The sequence below is a fragment of the Bacillus sp. SD075 genome, assembly GCF_017355165.1.
Classification (GTDB): domain Bacteria; phylum Bacillota; class Bacilli; order Bacillales; family DSM-1321; genus Peribacillus.
In genome coordinates this window covers 1-15,962 of sequence record NZ_JADILK010000047.1, presented here as the reverse complement: position 1 = coordinate 15,962, position 15,962 = coordinate 1, and the positions used below count along the sequence as shown (strand labels likewise).

Genomic DNA, 15,962 nt, shown 5'->3' with positions numbered 1-15,962 from the left:
GTTTTGGGGTGTGAAGGCGGGGCGTTCTTATTGGTGTATCTGTATAAAGATTAAAAAGAAAACGCCAGGAACGGAAGAATAGCCATTTCATTTTGTAACTTTAACCGGGGTTATGGTTTTATTTGGTAATGTAATTATTGTATAATAAGGGTGTGACTAATTATCCAGAGTTGGTCAGCCCCCTTTTTTTATGGCATTTAAAAAGAGCTTAGGGCCTTCTTTCTCACTTTCCGAAAAGTCGAGAAAGAAAGCCTTTTTTTCTACTTTAATTGCTTCTATTTCCTCTTTAGCACTTCTTTTTAAGTTGCTTCCGTGGACTAAAAATTTCCTGCGTGTTTTCTTTGGATGGATTGAATACCTTTATCTATAGAAAAAAGCAGTGAAGTTTCCAAGTCGGAATGGACTAAACTAAAATAATGGACAATATAAAACACCTACCAACTTGTTATAACTCCTTTAATGTGGAAATTAATCACTGACAGAATTCACATGTAAAGAGAACGAGAGGTTTATCCATCAAAATGAAATGGAAGCTGTAAAGGGGGAAAAGAAATGAAAAAAGACAGAGTTTTATTAGCGGAGTTTGTTTAAGGAGATCGATTTGAACTCAACTCCTATCTTACTTCTTTATTTATAAAAGGTAGATCCTTAACGATTAAACAATAAGAAAAAATAATCAGGAAAAGCTGCTAAACCTACTGAATTCATATTTATGGGGTATTGGTAAAGGCTGGCTATCATAACCTATATTGACTGTTTTGAGGAACGCGATTGTATTAGATTAATATAATAGATTTTAACCTTCACTAAAAATTGGGGGCTTACCTTTATGGGTAGCCGTTTTCCAGTAATAAAAAAAAAAATATAGCATTACATATCATGCAGCATATATCTCGTTAGAATATTTATTATAAATAACCACTGTAAATCTAAGAACGTTTCCTTTTGTCCAAGATGTACTGCTCAAGTGGTAGTTCATGTTTACTATGTTAGGTGCTGTTGCTGAATTTGAACGTGATTTGATTGTTGATAGAACCCCCGAGGGACGCGAAAGGGCAAAAGCTAAAGGAACTCATATGGGACGTAAAGGAAAGGACGGAAAGGACGTTAATAAGACTTTGAAGCTGTTTCAGGAAAGAGAATCTAACGGATTAAGTGTAAATGAGATAGCTAAAATGACAGGCGTTCCACGTTCCACTATTTACGCCAAAGCGAAAGAGGCGACACTCTGACCAGTGTTAGCCTTTTTTTATTGCTTACTGTGGCATTGTGCAATAAAAAAGTATTTCAACTTGGCTGTGTAAACCAACCGTGGAATTGCTATTTTGTACACTCCAGAAAGACTACTCTCCAATATAAAGAAAACAGGTATTGTAGACCCCGCATAGTACCAAACAAACGATGAAAGTAGTATTGATGAAATGCTGATAAATCAAATCGTACATAAACCCCACCTCGGTATTTGTTTTTTTCTTTATGATCTGTCAAAAATCAAAATAGATAGAGTGCTCATTCCCTTTTTGAAAATATTCATATTATAGGAATACAGGGTTGCTTGTCCAATAGAATGCGATCTTGAAAAGTAACTTAAGGTATAGCAAAAAAAGGAGTGATAGTTCTATGTCTTATCACGATGATTGTTGTAAGTGTAAATTAGAAAATATTCAATTCCAACTTCAACAACAGCAACAAAAACAAGCTCAGCTACAGGCTCAACTCCAAAATCAGACGCAAGCTCAAAACGATACAGATACTATTTCCAATGTAGGTAATCCTGTCGTTAATGTGAATGTATCTGCTACTGCTGATGGAGATTTGAAAACTCTGCAAAATTTGGTAAGACCTTCAGCTTTTAGAGCACAGTCTAATGCCAATCGAGCTGTTCCTGCAAATACTTCTGTAAAAGTCCTGTACCTAAATGAACAATTTGATTTAGCCAATGAATATAATCCAGCTACCTCTACCTTTATTCCAAACACAGATGGAGTCTATTCAATTATTGCAAGTGTATCATTTTTTCCTAATGTTCCAACCCAATACAGAGTAGCATTAGAAATTCGTTTGAACGGAAATCAGGTTGCAGCAGCTGATAACGATTTCTTCGGTGCGCTAGCCAACATAACAAATGCTGTAACTGTTTCTTCTATTCTTCAGTTGCAAGCAGGTGACACTGTGGAAATCTTCGTCCTTAGTAACGTTGCTGGTACCCTTTTAACACAAGGTCTTAATGTTGCAGCTTCACACTTTGAGGCTGCTAGATTTCCGTCTCCAACAGCATAAATAAAAAAAGGCTTAAATAGGGGTACAGCCACATGCCTATCAAGCGAAGTTAAAATCATACCCTCAAAATGAAAAAACGCTATGCTTATCGTAAGAAGTTTACGAGAAAGGATGGCGTTTTTGATGAATCCTATCATTTCAAATGAACTGAATCTTTTCGCACAAGAACTACAATACTTTTTATCTCCAATAGTCCTACAAGATATCGCCAAACAAGTTGGCTTTGTACAGCGATCGAGTAAGTATCAAGCAAACGAACTCATTGCCCTTTGCGTATGGCTCAGTCAAGAAATCGCTAGCACATCACTTACACAATTGTGCAGTCAGTTAGAAGCTTCCACTGGGGTACTGATGAGCTCAGAAGGATTGAATCAACGCTTTAATTCAGCAGCCGTCACATTTCTTCGAGAAGTCTTTACTTCTCTTCTCACACAAAAACTCTGTTCAAATCAATCGCTTTCTGCACACATGATTTCTACTTTCAATCGAATCCGTATTTTAGATGCGACAGTGTTTCAACTGCCTGATCACTTCGCCACTGACTATCAAGGTTCAGGCGGGAGTAGTAATACGGCATGTGTAAAAATCCAATTGGAATATGATTTACTTAGTGGTCAATTTCTTAACGTGCAGCTTGGACCAGGAAAGAATAATGATAAAACGTACGGTACCATCTGCCTTGAAACCGTAGAGGCGGGCGATTTGTGTTTGCGTGATCTTGGTTACTTCGATTTAGGAGACTTACAAGCCATTCATGATAAAGAGGCTTACTATATCTCGCGGTTGAAGTTGAATACACGCATTTATATCAAGAACCCTGAGCCAGAATACTTCAACAATGGCACGTTAAAAAAGCAAACAGGATACATCCAGCTTGATATGACACAAATGATGTTTGGTCTAACCCCTGGTGAAACGATGGAAATCCCAGAGGCATACATTGGCCAAAATCAGAAGCTTCCAGCACGTGTCATTATCCATCGTTTAACCGATGATCAAACGCAAACACGCCTGAAAAACCAAGCGATACGTGAAAAGAAGAAAGGCATTGTCATGAAGGATAAAAGTAAACGTTTAATGGGCATGAATGTATATATCACGAACACGTCGCTAGAAGAAGTACTGACAAATTACGTGCATTCATTGTATTCACTTCGTTGGCAGATTGAGATTTTGTTTAAAACGTGGAAGTCATTCTTTGAAATTGATGAATGTAAAAATATTAAAAGAGAACGCCTAGAGTGCCATTTATATGGACAACTCATTGGCATTCTCCTCTGTTCTTCTACGATGTTTCAAATGCGACAGCTTCTGCTTGAAAAGAAAAAGCAGGAGCTGAGTGAATACAAAGCGATTTATATGATTAAAGATTACTTTCCGTTACTGTTTCAAGCGATAGCAGTTGGCACAGAAGAACTTTTGAAATTCTGCATCGCCTTTATCAGCTGCTAAAAAAGAACGGTCGTAAATGTAATCGTTATAAGAAGATGACCGTCTTTGATATTCTAGGGGTTGTGTATGAAACGACGGTGAAGCATAGACAAGCTGCCTAGCGAAAAAATCGCGTTTTAATAGGCTTCTTTGGCATGCCTACTTTTCCATCACTCGCTAGTTTTGAAACAAGGATCAATTCGTATCTAGTCATTTACTTTGTTAGCTTGATGGGCATGGGGTACCACCAGCAAAACGCGGATATACAACGTTAAGGATATTCCAGCATTAAAAATCCCAATCTCTCAGTGATATAAATGAGAAATTGGGATTTAATTATTCAACAATTGCGCCCGATTGTTGAAGATTGATTAATTTATTTCAACTGGTGTTTATTGCAGAACTTTATAGAATCAGATGTTTAAAAAACTTCTAATTTTTTAGTTAACATAATCATGATAGGAACTGAAAAAAGGATCTTCCAGTAAGAAGATCCTTTTTTGCTGCTTACTCAATTAACGTACCTTTTAGTTTAAGTGTAATATTTTACAATCCTTCTTAGGTAAATACGATTACTAAAAGTTTTATTTTAGTTTTTATAAATATTCGAATCTTTTCCTCAACGAGGACTATAAACGCTTTCACATGTTCCAGGCGCTGGTTCATAAAAACAATGTTGTTTAAATTGACCAGTAAAAGGTTGGTCATACCATGTTGGAGGACACGGACCATATGGATTAAAGTACCAAAGAGCATATTTCGCTGGGTGATCTCTCCAATATTCCAAATTCTTTCTCGCTAATCTTATTTCAGATTCTCTTGCTCTTTGATAAAATACATTACCTTTTTGAACAGCTTCAAAAGAATAATTTCCTCCTTGTACGTGAAAAATGACATCTCTAATTGTTCTTAATTCATTAAAGTCAGTACAATCTGCTACAACACGGTTAACAATGACATTTCCAACATATAGCATTCCTTGTGGTCCTTCGCCTTCAGCTTCTGCTCTCATCATCCTTGCCATTAAATTGACATCTGCATTTCGGTAAGCTACTCTTGTCATTTTACCACCTCCAAAATAAAGTATGAAAAAAAGCATACATTCATGTCCTTGTTTACAATTATCAAATGAATACTCTATACAAAACTAGTTAACATAATGCCAATTATATGAAGCTAGACAAAGAGCAAACTCATATCTATCAAGGGTTTGGCTCTTTGTCGTTTTTATCGTTTATACAGCGTTTTATACATAGTTAATCAACGCTTTTGGCTTCTGTACAAGTCTAACAGCTGCATAAAAAAATGGGGGTTTTATGCAACCTATTTTTCAATATAATGGCCCTTTAATGGAATAACATGACTAACGTTTTTAAACAAATGTAAGGTTTTTTTCATGTTGTAGCTACTGTCAAAAAGCATACTTTATGACACGTAGAATGATAGCTCGTAATCTGTATGTCAAAAGGTGAATTATCTCATTTTGACATATGTAATTTCTTTAAAGTACTTTTCGAAATAACTTTTCTGAATGAACTTAATCCTTAGCGTGGTTTTTCGCGTTTTGCTGGTGGTACTGCCCATCAAGCTAACGAAACTGGTTACCCCCAAAACGAAAAAAATGAGTTAAATTCTCATAAACAATTAGATAGAGATAAAAATTTCGTTTTGGGGATACCTTAGAATCTTGGCTTGATGGCTATGAGGCGGTACCCCTATTGAGTATTTAACTGATTTGGCTGGAGGATTTTTATCGTACCCTTATAAGGAACAATAAATTTCAAATGTATATTGCACTTCATAAATAAATTTCAATTTTCAAAACCACCAATAGTTGGTTGACTATTTAAAAGAGTATATATGAAGTGTTGTTCGCTCAAATTAGCAATAAAAATATTCTTGATGGATATATTAAGAATTGTTCTTTATAAAAAATAAAAAAGGGGAAAGGAGCTAATGTTATGCAGTTACCCGAAGACTTTAAACATTTTTTAGGAATAAATCCAGCTAGGCATAAAACAGAAGGGCTAAGTGTAGATCCATGCTTTTCACAACTCATCATACATAAGGAAATACATGGGGATAAAGTATTCGTCCCATTGGATTTAAAAAAAGTTTGGAATCGTTTATAACAATAAAAAGAGCAACCGTGTTGCACATAACCCTGTCAAGTAGACAATAAAAAAAGAGTATTTTTTAAGCTGCGGCCTTTTCTCGATCGTAAATATAGGGGTCATTATTTTCATGATAGATGGTCTAATTGTATCATCGGCGCTTAATACGTTAGAGTTAAAAGCTTTCCTTTTTTCTTGCTTAACTATTTGTATTATCGGAATGATTACTTCTTTTAATCGTTTATTTTGAAGAATGGTATGGTGACGGCGAAACAAATTATGTTGAAATTCAGGGAGCCGAATATTCACCGTGTTTATCGCAGACTACGGAAATTAGAAGGCAAAAAATATGTAAAGCATGAACGCATTGCACATAAAGTCGGGGTGTATCTTGGGACGATTGAAGCCAGGAAATTAACGAATGTCCATGTAACCGTTCCAAACAAGGCAACGATTTACACCATGCAGCATGATCTTCTCATAACGGATTTAATTCTATTTTACGAAATTCAATCGGAGAAGCAGGGCGTTGATTTTACCTATCGGACAGAGAGGGAAATTCGTTTCTCTATGATTGGGGAGGGCGATAATCATAGTAAATTGAAAGCTTACAATGATAAGCGGGATCGAATACCAGATGCTGTTTTCTTCTTTAAAGCAGCTGATGGAAACGTTACGACTACTTGGGTTGAGCTTGAATTGAACAAGAAAGATCGAAAGCGCTATGATGATAAGTTTAAGATGTTTGATGAAATCCTTTCCGGTGGACGTCAGGATGATCAACTTTACTCTTACGATCAAGTGATCTATTTTGCGAATGACACAAAAATTCATAATGTGATTAACCAGGCAAAACAGCGATTGATTAACGCCAGTAAGATCACAGTACGCAATGTTCCTTCCATTATTTTGGAAGAACGTTGGGAAGAGGTGTTGCCAAGTGGAACCAATGATGGAGAAACAGGGGGAGCCTAAACAGACTGAAACCGATCGAATGATTGGCGATCTTGTGATTTACGGTTTAATCGGGATGATAGGGATTTTGTTTTTTCTTCCGGCAATGCTCGGAATGCTGATTTTTGCGATTAGTAATCTTTTTAAGCGAAATTGGATTTCGTACGCAGCCCTTGCATTTGGGGTTGTTATATTGTTTTGGCAATTTCAAACAGGGCGTATCCTCAGTTATTTTGGATTGATTTCAGAAATGAATGTTCCGTATATGTCGGCGGGCGTGGAAAGGTTTTTCAATCAGGGAAATGTGATTACAGCGACAACTACTTCCTATCTTGTTTTATTAGGATTAGCGTTTATTTTCTCATTTGGATTTTTTATCTTCGCCAAATACTTTTGGAAACAGAGAGTGACAACAAAATCTGGTCAGGTGAAAAAGCAAAAGGAAGAGCAGAAATATAGAGCTTTTCGTAAAAACCGAGTGAAGTTTTTGGACAAGAAACAGCAGCAGTATCGAAATAAACCCTCCAGAGAAGTTTTTGTCGGGTACACAGATTTTAAAGAACGTGTAGTACTTGATTCAAAAGAGCTCAATTATCACATGCTTGCAACAGGGGGAACCGGTACCGGGAAGACCACGTTGATTGCTTCTTTAATGGAATCAGCCTTGCAGCAGGAAAAACCGGTTATTTTCATGGATGGGAAGGGCGAAAGGAAGTCTATGCTTGAATTTAAGGCGTTGTGCGAAGCATATGGCAGGAAAGTGTATCTGTTTTCTGAAATGGATGATCTCACGTACAACCCGATCAAGAACGGTACCCCCACCGAAACACGAGATAAGCTCATGTCGCTTTTCAGTTTTTCGAGTGAAGGGGATGGAGCGTACTATACCGATATTGCTTCCCGTTATTTGCAACTTGTGGTGAAACTGATTGATGAAGCGGGTGTTCCTAGAGAGATCAAGACCATTGCAAAATTAACCAATTATAAGTATATGAGCGAATTTTTCAGGGAACACAGCAGCCAGGTGGAAATCGAAGAAGAGTTTGAGGTTGAAGTAGAGGAAGAAGTTATCGTCGAAAAGGCAGCGTCAGCGTCACAGGATGACGATTTAAGCGGTTTTATAACAACTTCAGTACCAAAGAAGGCAATGGTCAAAAAAACGGTTATAGAGAAGCGGACGAGATCTGTCACGAAGCTTGAAGAGGGTATGCAACATATAAAAAAGGTTTTAGATGATGAATTTCCTGAAGAGATTGTGGAGGGCTGCCTGACACGATTGAAAATGCAGCTAGGAGAGCTGCTGGAATCTGACCTCGGGCATTTGTTTGTGGAAAGTGAGACCGGGATTGATCTTCAAAAAATCACAGATCATAACGATGTCGTCATTTTCAGTATTTCCGGAAGCCGATATGCCGATTATATTAAAAAGATTGGAAAAATGATTATTCTTGATGTTAATAGTTTGATAGCTTACAGACAGGCTCAGGGGCGTAAATCGATTTTTGGTGTATATGATGAGTTTTCTGCTTATGGTGATCGCAGAATTGTAGATATTGTTAATAAATCACGTTCCGCAGGATTTGAATGTATTATCTCTACTCAAACCCTGTCTGACATTGACGCTATTGACCCGGTTATGACGGAGCAAATCATTTCTAACTGCAATATTATCGCAACGGGCCGTGTCAATTCATCCAAGGATGCCGAACGAATCGCACAAGTATTTGGTACGTATTCGGACCGGGAAATTACGCAACAGATTGAAAAGAAATATCCTCGCATTCGGTATGAAGCAAAAATGGGAACCGTTCGTGATGTAGAACGGTTTAAGGCGAATCCAAGTGAGATTAAAAATTTGCAAATCGGAGAAATTTTCATTAATCGTAAAATGGTTGAAGAAGATGTTGGCGATACCTATTTCCGCCGAGTGTATGTACGAAACGCACTAGAATTAGGAGGGATTCCATCAAATGAAGCTTCTTGATAAGCTTAAGCAGGGGTTTAGGAACCATGCAGATCGAGGGCGCAAGAAAATCTTGAAAGATGAAAGGCGACTCAAGTCGTCGCGGTTTAATGGACGAATGGCATTTAGCTTTGTATTTTGGGCTGTACTTTTCGGGGTGATCTTTTTCACCTTCCAATCATGGTCTCGAACAGGTTTCTTGAACGAAAAGGTAAATGGATACCAGGATGAAGCAACGGCGCAGATCGCCAGCCTAAATGAAGTGGGTTTTGCCAATTCACCTGCTGGTGAAGACTATGCCAGAACATTTATTAAAACGTATATCAACATATCCAATGACGAAAAGAAGCGAGAAGAGCGCTCCAAGGCACTCCAAAGTTTTCTTGCTGAAGGGTTGGAAGTTGGACAGTTGGAAAACCTTTCAGAGTTTAAAGGGAAACGAGTTTTGAAGAGTGCTAGTTTATATGATGTGAAAGACGTTTCGGAAGCTGCGGCCAGTTATGTGTATCGTATAGAATATGAACTTTTCAAGATCGTAGAGAAAAAAGAACAAGTGGAAGTGAAGAAAAGCGCAGAAGGCAAAGAAGAGTTAGTGAAGGAAGAAAAGGTACCTATGGCAGAAGAATCGCTAGGTAAAAAACAGCAAATGATCGTTGTTCGGCTTGGAACAGACGGAACTTCCTTCAACGTCATTGAGCAGCCGTACTATCAAGTTCTTCCGAGTGCTACAAGATTAACAGCTATTACGGATAAAACCGATCAAGCCAATAAGAATACAAAGGCTGAAAGTGATCTTAAACAGTTTGCTACACAATTTTTCACCTCTTATACGACTAATTCTATTGAGGAAATGTCGTATCTTATGGAAAACCCTGAATCTCTTAAAGACCTTTACGAGTATAAGGGACTGGAAGATTTTGTGGTTTATGATGGACAGAAAGAAGGGCAATACATGGTGAAGACGCTTGTGCTCTTACAGGAGGCGAATACGGGACTTCAATCCAAACACCCGTTTACCCTTGTTGTGAGCAAGCAAAACAATAACTATTATGTTCAAGAATTAACACACACTATAGGAGGATGATTGTACATGCCAGATATTACAGGTCTTACCGATTATGTTTCAGCCCAGGTCGCCGCGATCTTGTTTATTGTAATGGTCGTCATGATTGTTCGAGCGTTTATCTCTCAACGATGGGGGCAGTTTTTTTCTAGCTTTATTTTTGCGGTCGTTTGCTACGTGATTGTCGCTAATCCGGGTGAGTTTGAAAGTATGGCCACAGCTATTTGGAACCAAGTAAAAAGCGGTGGGCTTTCATGAGGCCGGCAGCCTATAGCTATCGGAAATTTTTCAAATATCCCTTAAAAATTTGGAAAATTGGAAAAAATGATAAATCTCTCGTCTTTTCCAAAGGGATTGAGATCAGGCAAATCATTGTTGCTCTATTGCTTTTCGGTGTTCTCTTTCTTTTCAGAGGGAGTATTAATCAGGTCCTGCCGACGGCTTTGCAACTGGCTTTTTACGCCGTGCTGCCGTGGATGATCGCCGGGGCGATCTGTAGAAGCAAATTGGACGGTAAACGACTTGACCGTTTTTTTATCGGGTACTTTCGATATTTATATACTAAGCGTTTTAGTTACAGCAGCCATAAACCCATTTACCAGCCACAGATGAAGAAAGCACAGTCTTACGAGCGATTCCAATAAGGTGGTGGTACCGTGATACAATTTCCGATTCAATCTTATAAAGATAATGTGATCTACACACATGATATGGAGGCTTGGTCTTACTATCGTCTACATGAAAATACGGTAGGCGTGAATGAGCAGGAAGCCGAAAATAATCTGGTTAACCGTCTTCAAAGGCTTGCTTGGCAATTAGCGGCCTTTGAGGAAATTGACTATAAAATCGTTCCGATCCCTGTTGATATTGATAAGCGTATGGACAGTTTGCAACAACAGTATGAAGGCAACTATGCCGAAATAGGGAAGTATTATGCAGAACGGGCAAAAGAGATCTTGCGTGAAGAAGCTAAACATGTTGTAGAATACAAATTTTTTGTAGGCGTGAAGTTAAAGAAAAGGGAGCTGGACGAAAACATACTTAGTACCTTTTCTTCTTCTTTTAAAAGTATGAACCGTTATTTGCAAAAGCTTGCTGGTTTTGGAGGGCATGAAGTTGACGATTTAACAATCAGCATGTTTGAAGAATCCGAGGAAGATGCTTATACAACTATGAATAATTATCTAGGGGCTTTCAGGGTGAAAGAAAAAGAATTACGCTATATCATTCGTCATCAGTTTGTTAGAGGCCAAGGGCAGCCTGACGGTGACGGAAGTGTTTACAGCCTTACGGAAGGTATTCTCGATCCAGGAAAAGCCGGCTATCTCAATATTAGACAGCTGGATGATGAATCATGGTGTGCTTTCCTTCCTGTTTCGGAATTTCCAGTTGATCTAAGTCATAAAGAGTGGGCTTACTTTTTTCAGTCCTATCACTTTCCGGTAGAAGTCAATATGCGGACCATCTACAAAATGAAAAAAGATGACGAGAGCCAAACCAATACCATTAAAAAACGCTTTCGCGATCAAGATGCTCAATTGATTGAAGCAAATGAGGACGACGACAGCTTAATCAATACAGGACGTGAGCTTCTGCATGAACTAGAAAATGAAATTAAAAATCAAGGAAAACCACTTCTTAGAACGCACATCAATTTTGTTGTATACGGTCAAACCAAAGAAGAAGTCCGAAAACGGGCCAGAAGGCTTAAATCAGATTTTAAAGACCAGCAAATTGAAATGGTGCAGCCACTTGCTGACCAACTCCTTTTGTTCCATCAATCGTTACCAGCAGCCAAAATTGTAGCGGAGGATTGGGAACAAATACTTACTCCTGAATCATTTGCCGAATCCCTTTTCTCTCTTACACGAAAAATCGGAAATACTGTGGGATTCTATCTCGGAAAAAATATATCGCATGATGGGGAAAGCATTGAAAGTTCGCAATCTCTCGTTTTTTACCATCCGTTCCTAGCCCATTTGGGCTTAAAGGGTTCAAAATATTCTTCCCCGCATGTGACCATCTCGGGACCGACAGGGATGGGGAAATCGTATCTACTAAAAGATATTTTATTGAATGGCGTTTTTTTCGGAGCGAAAGTCCTTATGACGGATCCTAAGAACGAAGTAGAAAAGAAATTCAAGCAAGCCCTTACGCCTGAAATGGAGCGTACGGCTCCCTTCTTTAAAGAGTTGATTGAAAGTTTCAACTATATCACTCTATCAAGTGAGAAAAAGGATGCAGGGAAGCTTGACCCCCTTACTTTCCTTGAAGGGGAAGAGGGGCAAGATGCAGCAGTCGGCGTTCTTGAATACTTATCAGAGCTTCAATCGAACGAACGGAATGTGAAAACTGCCATTTATAAAGGTGTTCGTCATGTACTTCAACAAGAAGAGAAGCCGGGACTATTGAAAGTCGTTCGTTATTTGCAGGAGTCCGACGATCAGGACGTGAAAAATGTGGGCGATCTACTGTATGAGATCGGTACAAACGGGGTTGCTAAACTCATGTTTTCAGATGGTGATGTTGATGGGATTAGCCTTGATGAACAAGTGAATATTTTACAGATTCAAAATTTGAATCTTCCGGATGAAGGAGAAAAGGCCGTAACAAGAGACGAACACATTGCCGTTGCTCTCATGCAGCCACTGGCCAAATTTGCAACGAAATTTGCTCGGGATGATTCCGTCGTTAAGATGACGATTTTTGAGGAAGCATGGATGCTTATGAATACGGGTGCTGGCGATCGTCTTATCAATGAATTACTTCGTACAGGGCGTTCTTTACGATCTGCTGTATATATCGTCACGCAGTCCACTTATGAATACAACAAGCCACAGATCAAAGAGAATATTGGCACGAAGTTTGCTTTTAAAGCGAAAACAACCGAAGAAGCTGGAAATATTATTGAGTTCCTCGGGATGGAAGATAACAAAGCCAACCGAGATATGCTGAAAAACCTTTCAGAAGGTCAGTGTATTGTGGAAGACATGTACGGGCGAACAGCCAAGATTCAGACGGATGTATTGTTTGATGAGTGGATTAGTGCCTTCAACACAAAAGAAAGTGATCGTGGGAGAGCAGAGACTGAGGAGGCGTTCATGTGAAAAAATTATTAATCTCTTTCATTGCTTTGATTGCACTTTTAACCGGGTGTAATCAAGGCCTATCTTCTGAAGATATAGCGAAAGTAACTTACGAATGGGAAAAAGCCACGCTTAAAGCTGATTATGAACGTGAGCAACAGTTTTTATATGAACAGGGAACCTATGAGATTCATAAAGATACTCCCTTAAGAGAAAATGATCTTACGTACGAGGATATGCAAATTGAAGTTTATTACGACGAAGAAAATGATTGGTATTATAGTCTTTTTTTTATACTAATCCTGAAGAAGAAAATAAGGTAGAAGATGGTTATGTTGTTCGTGAAAAAGATGATGAGTTGAAGATTGATATAGAAAAAAGCAAAGATATAAATCAGGATGAAATAAAAGAAAGTTTCAAACGTGAAGCGTGCATTAACTGCAAATAAGGAGGGATTGGATGCAAATCCTTAAACAAGGCTTAGGCTTTTGTTTAGTGCTGTTGTTTCTTCTTTTGCCAACGGGTTCATTTGCCGAGGATGCCGCAACAACTGTTCAAAAAAAGGAGGAAACAGTTGGTCGTGTGACTTTGGAAAGTAAGGAATATCCTTTCTATCATTATCAGATGGAAGCTGATATTGGCGACGGTATCATGGAGGCTGGCGACCGTGCATTGCATGCCATTAACGAAGCTACATGGGGATTCAACAAGACCATCGCGAGTTTTACTCTCTATTCCGTTAATGAATTAATGTCCTTTGATTTAATTAGCAGTATTGTTGATGAAGCGGGAATTATGAGTGAACGAATCTATGAGATTATGTCTGGAACCTTCTTATCTTTGTTTGTCATTTTAGTAGGAGGCATAGCAGCCTGGCGTTACTTTGTAAATCAACAAGTCGGCCATGCGGTAAAAGCGATTATTGGTGCGTTGGCGATCATGGTGCTTACGTTTTGGTTTTATTCTAATACGGCAGGAAATATAAAATGGTTGAATGATAGAGGGGCGGAACTCGAAGGGATTGCCAGCTCTGCAAATGTGCTGATCAGTTCTGATGAGTTTGACAGTAACGCTGCTTACGATTCTAAAGAGGGAATTGCAGTATTGGAAAATCAATTATTTAATCTTATGGTCAAGCGTCCGTATTTACTTTTAAATTATGGCTCAACAAAAGAATCTGAAGTGGTAAGCGAGGATCCCAACCGGGTAGATAAGCTTTTAGAAATTAAACCTTATACTGGAGAGGGGCAAGAACAAAGGAGCGACATTGTAACTGATGAGGTTAAAACCGGAAATAAACAAATGTCTTCCAGTTTTAGTGGTGAACGGTTTGGATTCTTGATTGTCACTATCCTTTCAACCATAGCGCTTTCCATACCGATCTTGTTGTTAGGTATCTTTAAGTTTTTGCTTCAACTATGGTTCCTGGCATTGGTTATTTTCACAGCTATTCCATTAGTTCTTTCTTTAATTCCGTCTTATAGTGAGACTGCATTGAATCACGGGAAGAAGCTTGTGGGTGTACTACTTATGAAAGCGGGATTAGTTCTGTTGATTTCCGTTATTACTGGACTGGTCACCTTGCTTTACGAATCAGTAAAAGTAACCAATGGTGTAGAAGGGTATGCGTTTGTGGTTTTTCTAATCTGCATTACCATTTGGGGATTGTTTAAATACCGTTCCGAAATCTTTGAGGTTGCCTCTGCTGGTATGGTTCAAGGTCAGCAAGTAGTGGAGAGAGCTACAACTAATACATTTGATAAGATGGGTGACGCTGGAGAAAAAGGATTCAAAGGAGCAAAAAGAATGGTCGGTACAGCTTATAGAAGCCACCAAAATAAAAAGCGTCAAGAAGAATTTCAGTCAGGAAAAGAAGGTACAGGCCGAAAGACTTTTACCAATCCTCCAGTAGCAAACGGTGGAAGGTCAGAGTACCGAAAAGCGGTGGGAGAGAATACATCTCAAAAACAAGGAACAGGGAAAAATCAAGGGCAACAAGCAACTGGAAAAGGCTCGAAAAATACAGCAACGTCGTTAGCGACAGATACGGCCAATCGATCAGCTTCACGAAATGCAGGAGCTGCCATTGTGAGTCTAAAGGATTATAAAAGTGAAAAAGCGGAAGGGGCAACAGGTAAAGGTACAATCAAGGGCCAAGCAGCCCGAAGTTCCGAACGTACCGTTTCGGAAGCTCGGAAGCCGAGTTCGAACCCTCCGAATTCAAATAGACAAGAAAGCAGAAAACAAGAGACGCCTAAGCCTACTAGCCAACGGACAGTGGGATCAACTAACCGTGAAAATCAGCATTCCCCGCATCGTAACCCAGCAACCAGAATGGAAAGCCAACAAGAAGTAGCAGCTTCAAGAGAACCCGTCAAACACCTAACGCAGTGGGAAATTCAACAGAAGATTAATGCTAGAAAAGCTAATGCAACACCTTCCAAACCCGTCAAACGTTCGGAGAGCAGGGAACCTAAAGACCCGGAATCAAAAAACGAGTAAACATGATATTCGAGAGAAGCACTTTGACACAATTACATCTATTTTCGTGAATCAGCCGCCATTAATTGTGTCAGAATTTCTTTTAGAAAGGAGTTCATATGCAAGGAATTTTGAAGAAAGGTGCAAAAGTCGTTGGAACCATTGCCATTCTCAAAAACCCTATTACTTGGATTATTGCAGGCATCCATCTTCTCTTCACTTCCATTTTCGGATTTGCTTTGTTTATTTCAATTAGTTTGGGTGGTGAGAATCAGTTTGAATCGGGAATGTCTGGCGAAGGAGCCGGAGGAACTGCACAAGTGTCAGCTGATGTTTTGAGATATGAACCTTTAATTCGGAAGTATGCGGAACAAAACGGGATTGGTGAATATGTCGGGCTTATTATGGCTCTGATTCAACAGGAATCGGGTGGACGGCATTTAGACGTTATGCAGTCTTCCGAATCAATCGGGCTTCCACGCGGAGCTATTACTGACCCTGAATACTCTATTCAGATTGGCGTTAAATATTTTGCGGAAGTGATGAAACAGGCTAAAGGCGATATTAACCTAGCCTTGCAATCGTATAAT

Annotated in this window: 11 protein-coding genes and 2 pseudogenes; 12 read left to right on the top strand and 1 reads right to left on the bottom strand. The window is 39.0% G+C overall.

All coding sequences use genetic code 11. From position 1 onward, the window contains the following. Positions 1-977: 977 nt before the first annotated feature. From IOC57_RS21370 to IOC57_RS21360, 3 genes and pseudogenes are all read left to right on the top strand, one after another. Positions 978-1,232, top strand: a pseudogene (locus tag IOC57_RS21370) (recombinase family protein); the annotation flags it as partial. Positions 1,233-1,620: 388 nt separating this feature from the next. Further along, positions 1,621-2,280 (top strand): ABC transporter permease, encoded by a 660-nt coding sequence (locus IOC57_RS21365; RefSeq protein ID WP_286185096.1) that lies wholly within the window; start codon positions 1,621-1,623, stop codon positions 2,278-2,280. Between the two features lie 123 nt (positions 2,281-2,403). Further along, positions 2,404-3,833 (top strand): annotated as a pseudogene (locus IOC57_RS21360) (IS4 family transposase). A 497-nt stretch (positions 3,834-4,330) separates the two neighbouring features. On the opposite strand, the gene IOC57_RS21355 reads toward IOC57_RS21360, so the two are convergent. After that, complete coding sequence (locus IOC57_RS21355) at positions 4,331-4,774, bottom strand: cell wall hydrolase (protein WP_207440591.1); 444 nt, start codon at positions 4,772-4,774, stop codon at positions 4,331-4,333. Positions 4,775-6,086: 1,312 nt separating this feature from the next. Between IOC57_RS21355 and IOC57_RS21350 the strand changes: the two genes are divergently transcribed. The 9 genes from IOC57_RS21350 to IOC57_RS21310 form a co-directional block, all read left to right on the top strand. Next, on the top strand, positions 6,087-6,800 hold the full coding sequence (locus IOC57_RS21350; RefSeq protein ID WP_207440590.1) for a hypothetical protein: 714 nt from the start codon (positions 6,087-6,089) through the stop codon (positions 6,798-6,800). Then, positions 6,775-8,763 carry a type IV secretion system DNA-binding domain-containing protein gene (locus IOC57_RS21345; RefSeq protein WP_286185100.1) on the top strand — a complete coding sequence of 663 codons (1,989 nt, stop codon included), beginning with the start codon at positions 6,775-6,777 and terminating at the stop codon, positions 8,761-8,763. The genes IOC57_RS21350 and IOC57_RS21345 overlap by 26 nt, the downstream gene beginning before the upstream one ends. Beyond that, the gene (locus tag IOC57_RS21340) at positions 8,750-9,826 is read left to right on the top strand and encodes a conjugal transfer protein (RefSeq protein ID WP_207440588.1); all 1,077 of its coding nucleotides are present in this window, start codon (positions 8,750-8,752) and stop codon (positions 9,824-9,826) included. The genes IOC57_RS21345 and IOC57_RS21340 overlap by 14 nt, the downstream gene beginning before the upstream one ends. 6 nt (positions 9,827-9,832) lie before the next feature. After that, positions 9,833-10,063, top strand: coding sequence for a TcpD family membrane protein (locus tag IOC57_RS21335; protein WP_207440587.1), 231 nt, complete (start codon positions 9,833-9,835; stop codon positions 10,061-10,063). Further along, the gene (locus IOC57_RS21330; protein ID WP_207440586.1) at positions 10,060-10,449 is read left to right on the top strand and encodes a TcpE family conjugal transfer membrane protein; all 390 of its coding nucleotides are present in this window, start codon (positions 10,060-10,062) and stop codon (positions 10,447-10,449) included. Before IOC57_RS21335 ends, IOC57_RS21330 begins: the two co-directional genes overlap by 4 nt. Positions 10,450-10,461: 12 nt before the next feature. Beyond that, the gene (locus IOC57_RS26375) at positions 10,462-12,912 is read left to right on the top strand and encodes an ATP-binding protein (protein WP_207440585.1); all 2,451 of its coding nucleotides are present in this window, start codon (positions 10,462-10,464) and stop codon (positions 12,910-12,912) included. After that, on the top strand, positions 12,909-13,214 hold the full coding sequence (locus IOC57_RS21320; protein ID WP_207440584.1) for a hypothetical protein: 306 nt from the start codon (positions 12,909-12,911) through the stop codon (positions 13,212-13,214). Before IOC57_RS26375 ends, IOC57_RS21320 begins: the two co-directional genes overlap by 4 nt. Positions 13,215-13,350: 136 nt before the next feature. Further along, entirely contained in the window at positions 13,351-15,393 is a 2,043-nt protein-coding gene (locus IOC57_RS21315) for a CD3337/EF1877 family mobilome membrane protein (RefSeq protein ID WP_207440583.1), read from the top strand. Between the two features lie 98 nt (positions 15,394-15,491). Then, positions 15,492-15,962, top strand: a 471-nt coding sequence (locus IOC57_RS21310; protein WP_207440582.1) for a lysozyme family protein, incomplete at its 3' end; no start/stop codon positions are given.

Bases quoted from the DNA above. Each gene is read 5' to 3' on its own strand.
- IOC57_RS21365 (WP_286185096.1), top strand. From the start codon at position 1,621: ATGTCTTATCACGATGATTGTTGTAAGTGTAAATTAGAAAATATTCAA.
- IOC57_RS21355 (WP_207440591.1), bottom strand. From the start codon at position 4,774: ATGACAAGAGTAGCTTACCGAAATGCAGATGTCAATTTAATGGCAAGG.
- IOC57_RS21345 (WP_286185100.1), top strand. From the start codon at position 6,775: ATGATGGAGAAACAGGGGGAGCCTAAACAGACTGAAACCGATCGAATG.
- IOC57_RS21340 (WP_207440588.1), top strand. From the start codon at position 8,750: ATGAAGCTTCTTGATAAGCTTAAGCAGGGGTTTAGGAACCATGCAGAT.
- IOC57_RS21335 (WP_207440587.1), top strand. From the start codon at position 9,833: ATGCCAGATATTACAGGTCTTACCGATTATGTTTCAGCCCAGGTCGCC.
- IOC57_RS21330 (WP_207440586.1), top strand. From the start codon at position 10,060: ATGAGGCCGGCAGCCTATAGCTATCGGAAATTTTTCAAATATCCCTTA.
- IOC57_RS21315 (WP_207440583.1), top strand. From the start codon at position 13,351: ATGCAAATCCTTAAACAAGGCTTAGGCTTTTGTTTAGTGCTGTTGTTT.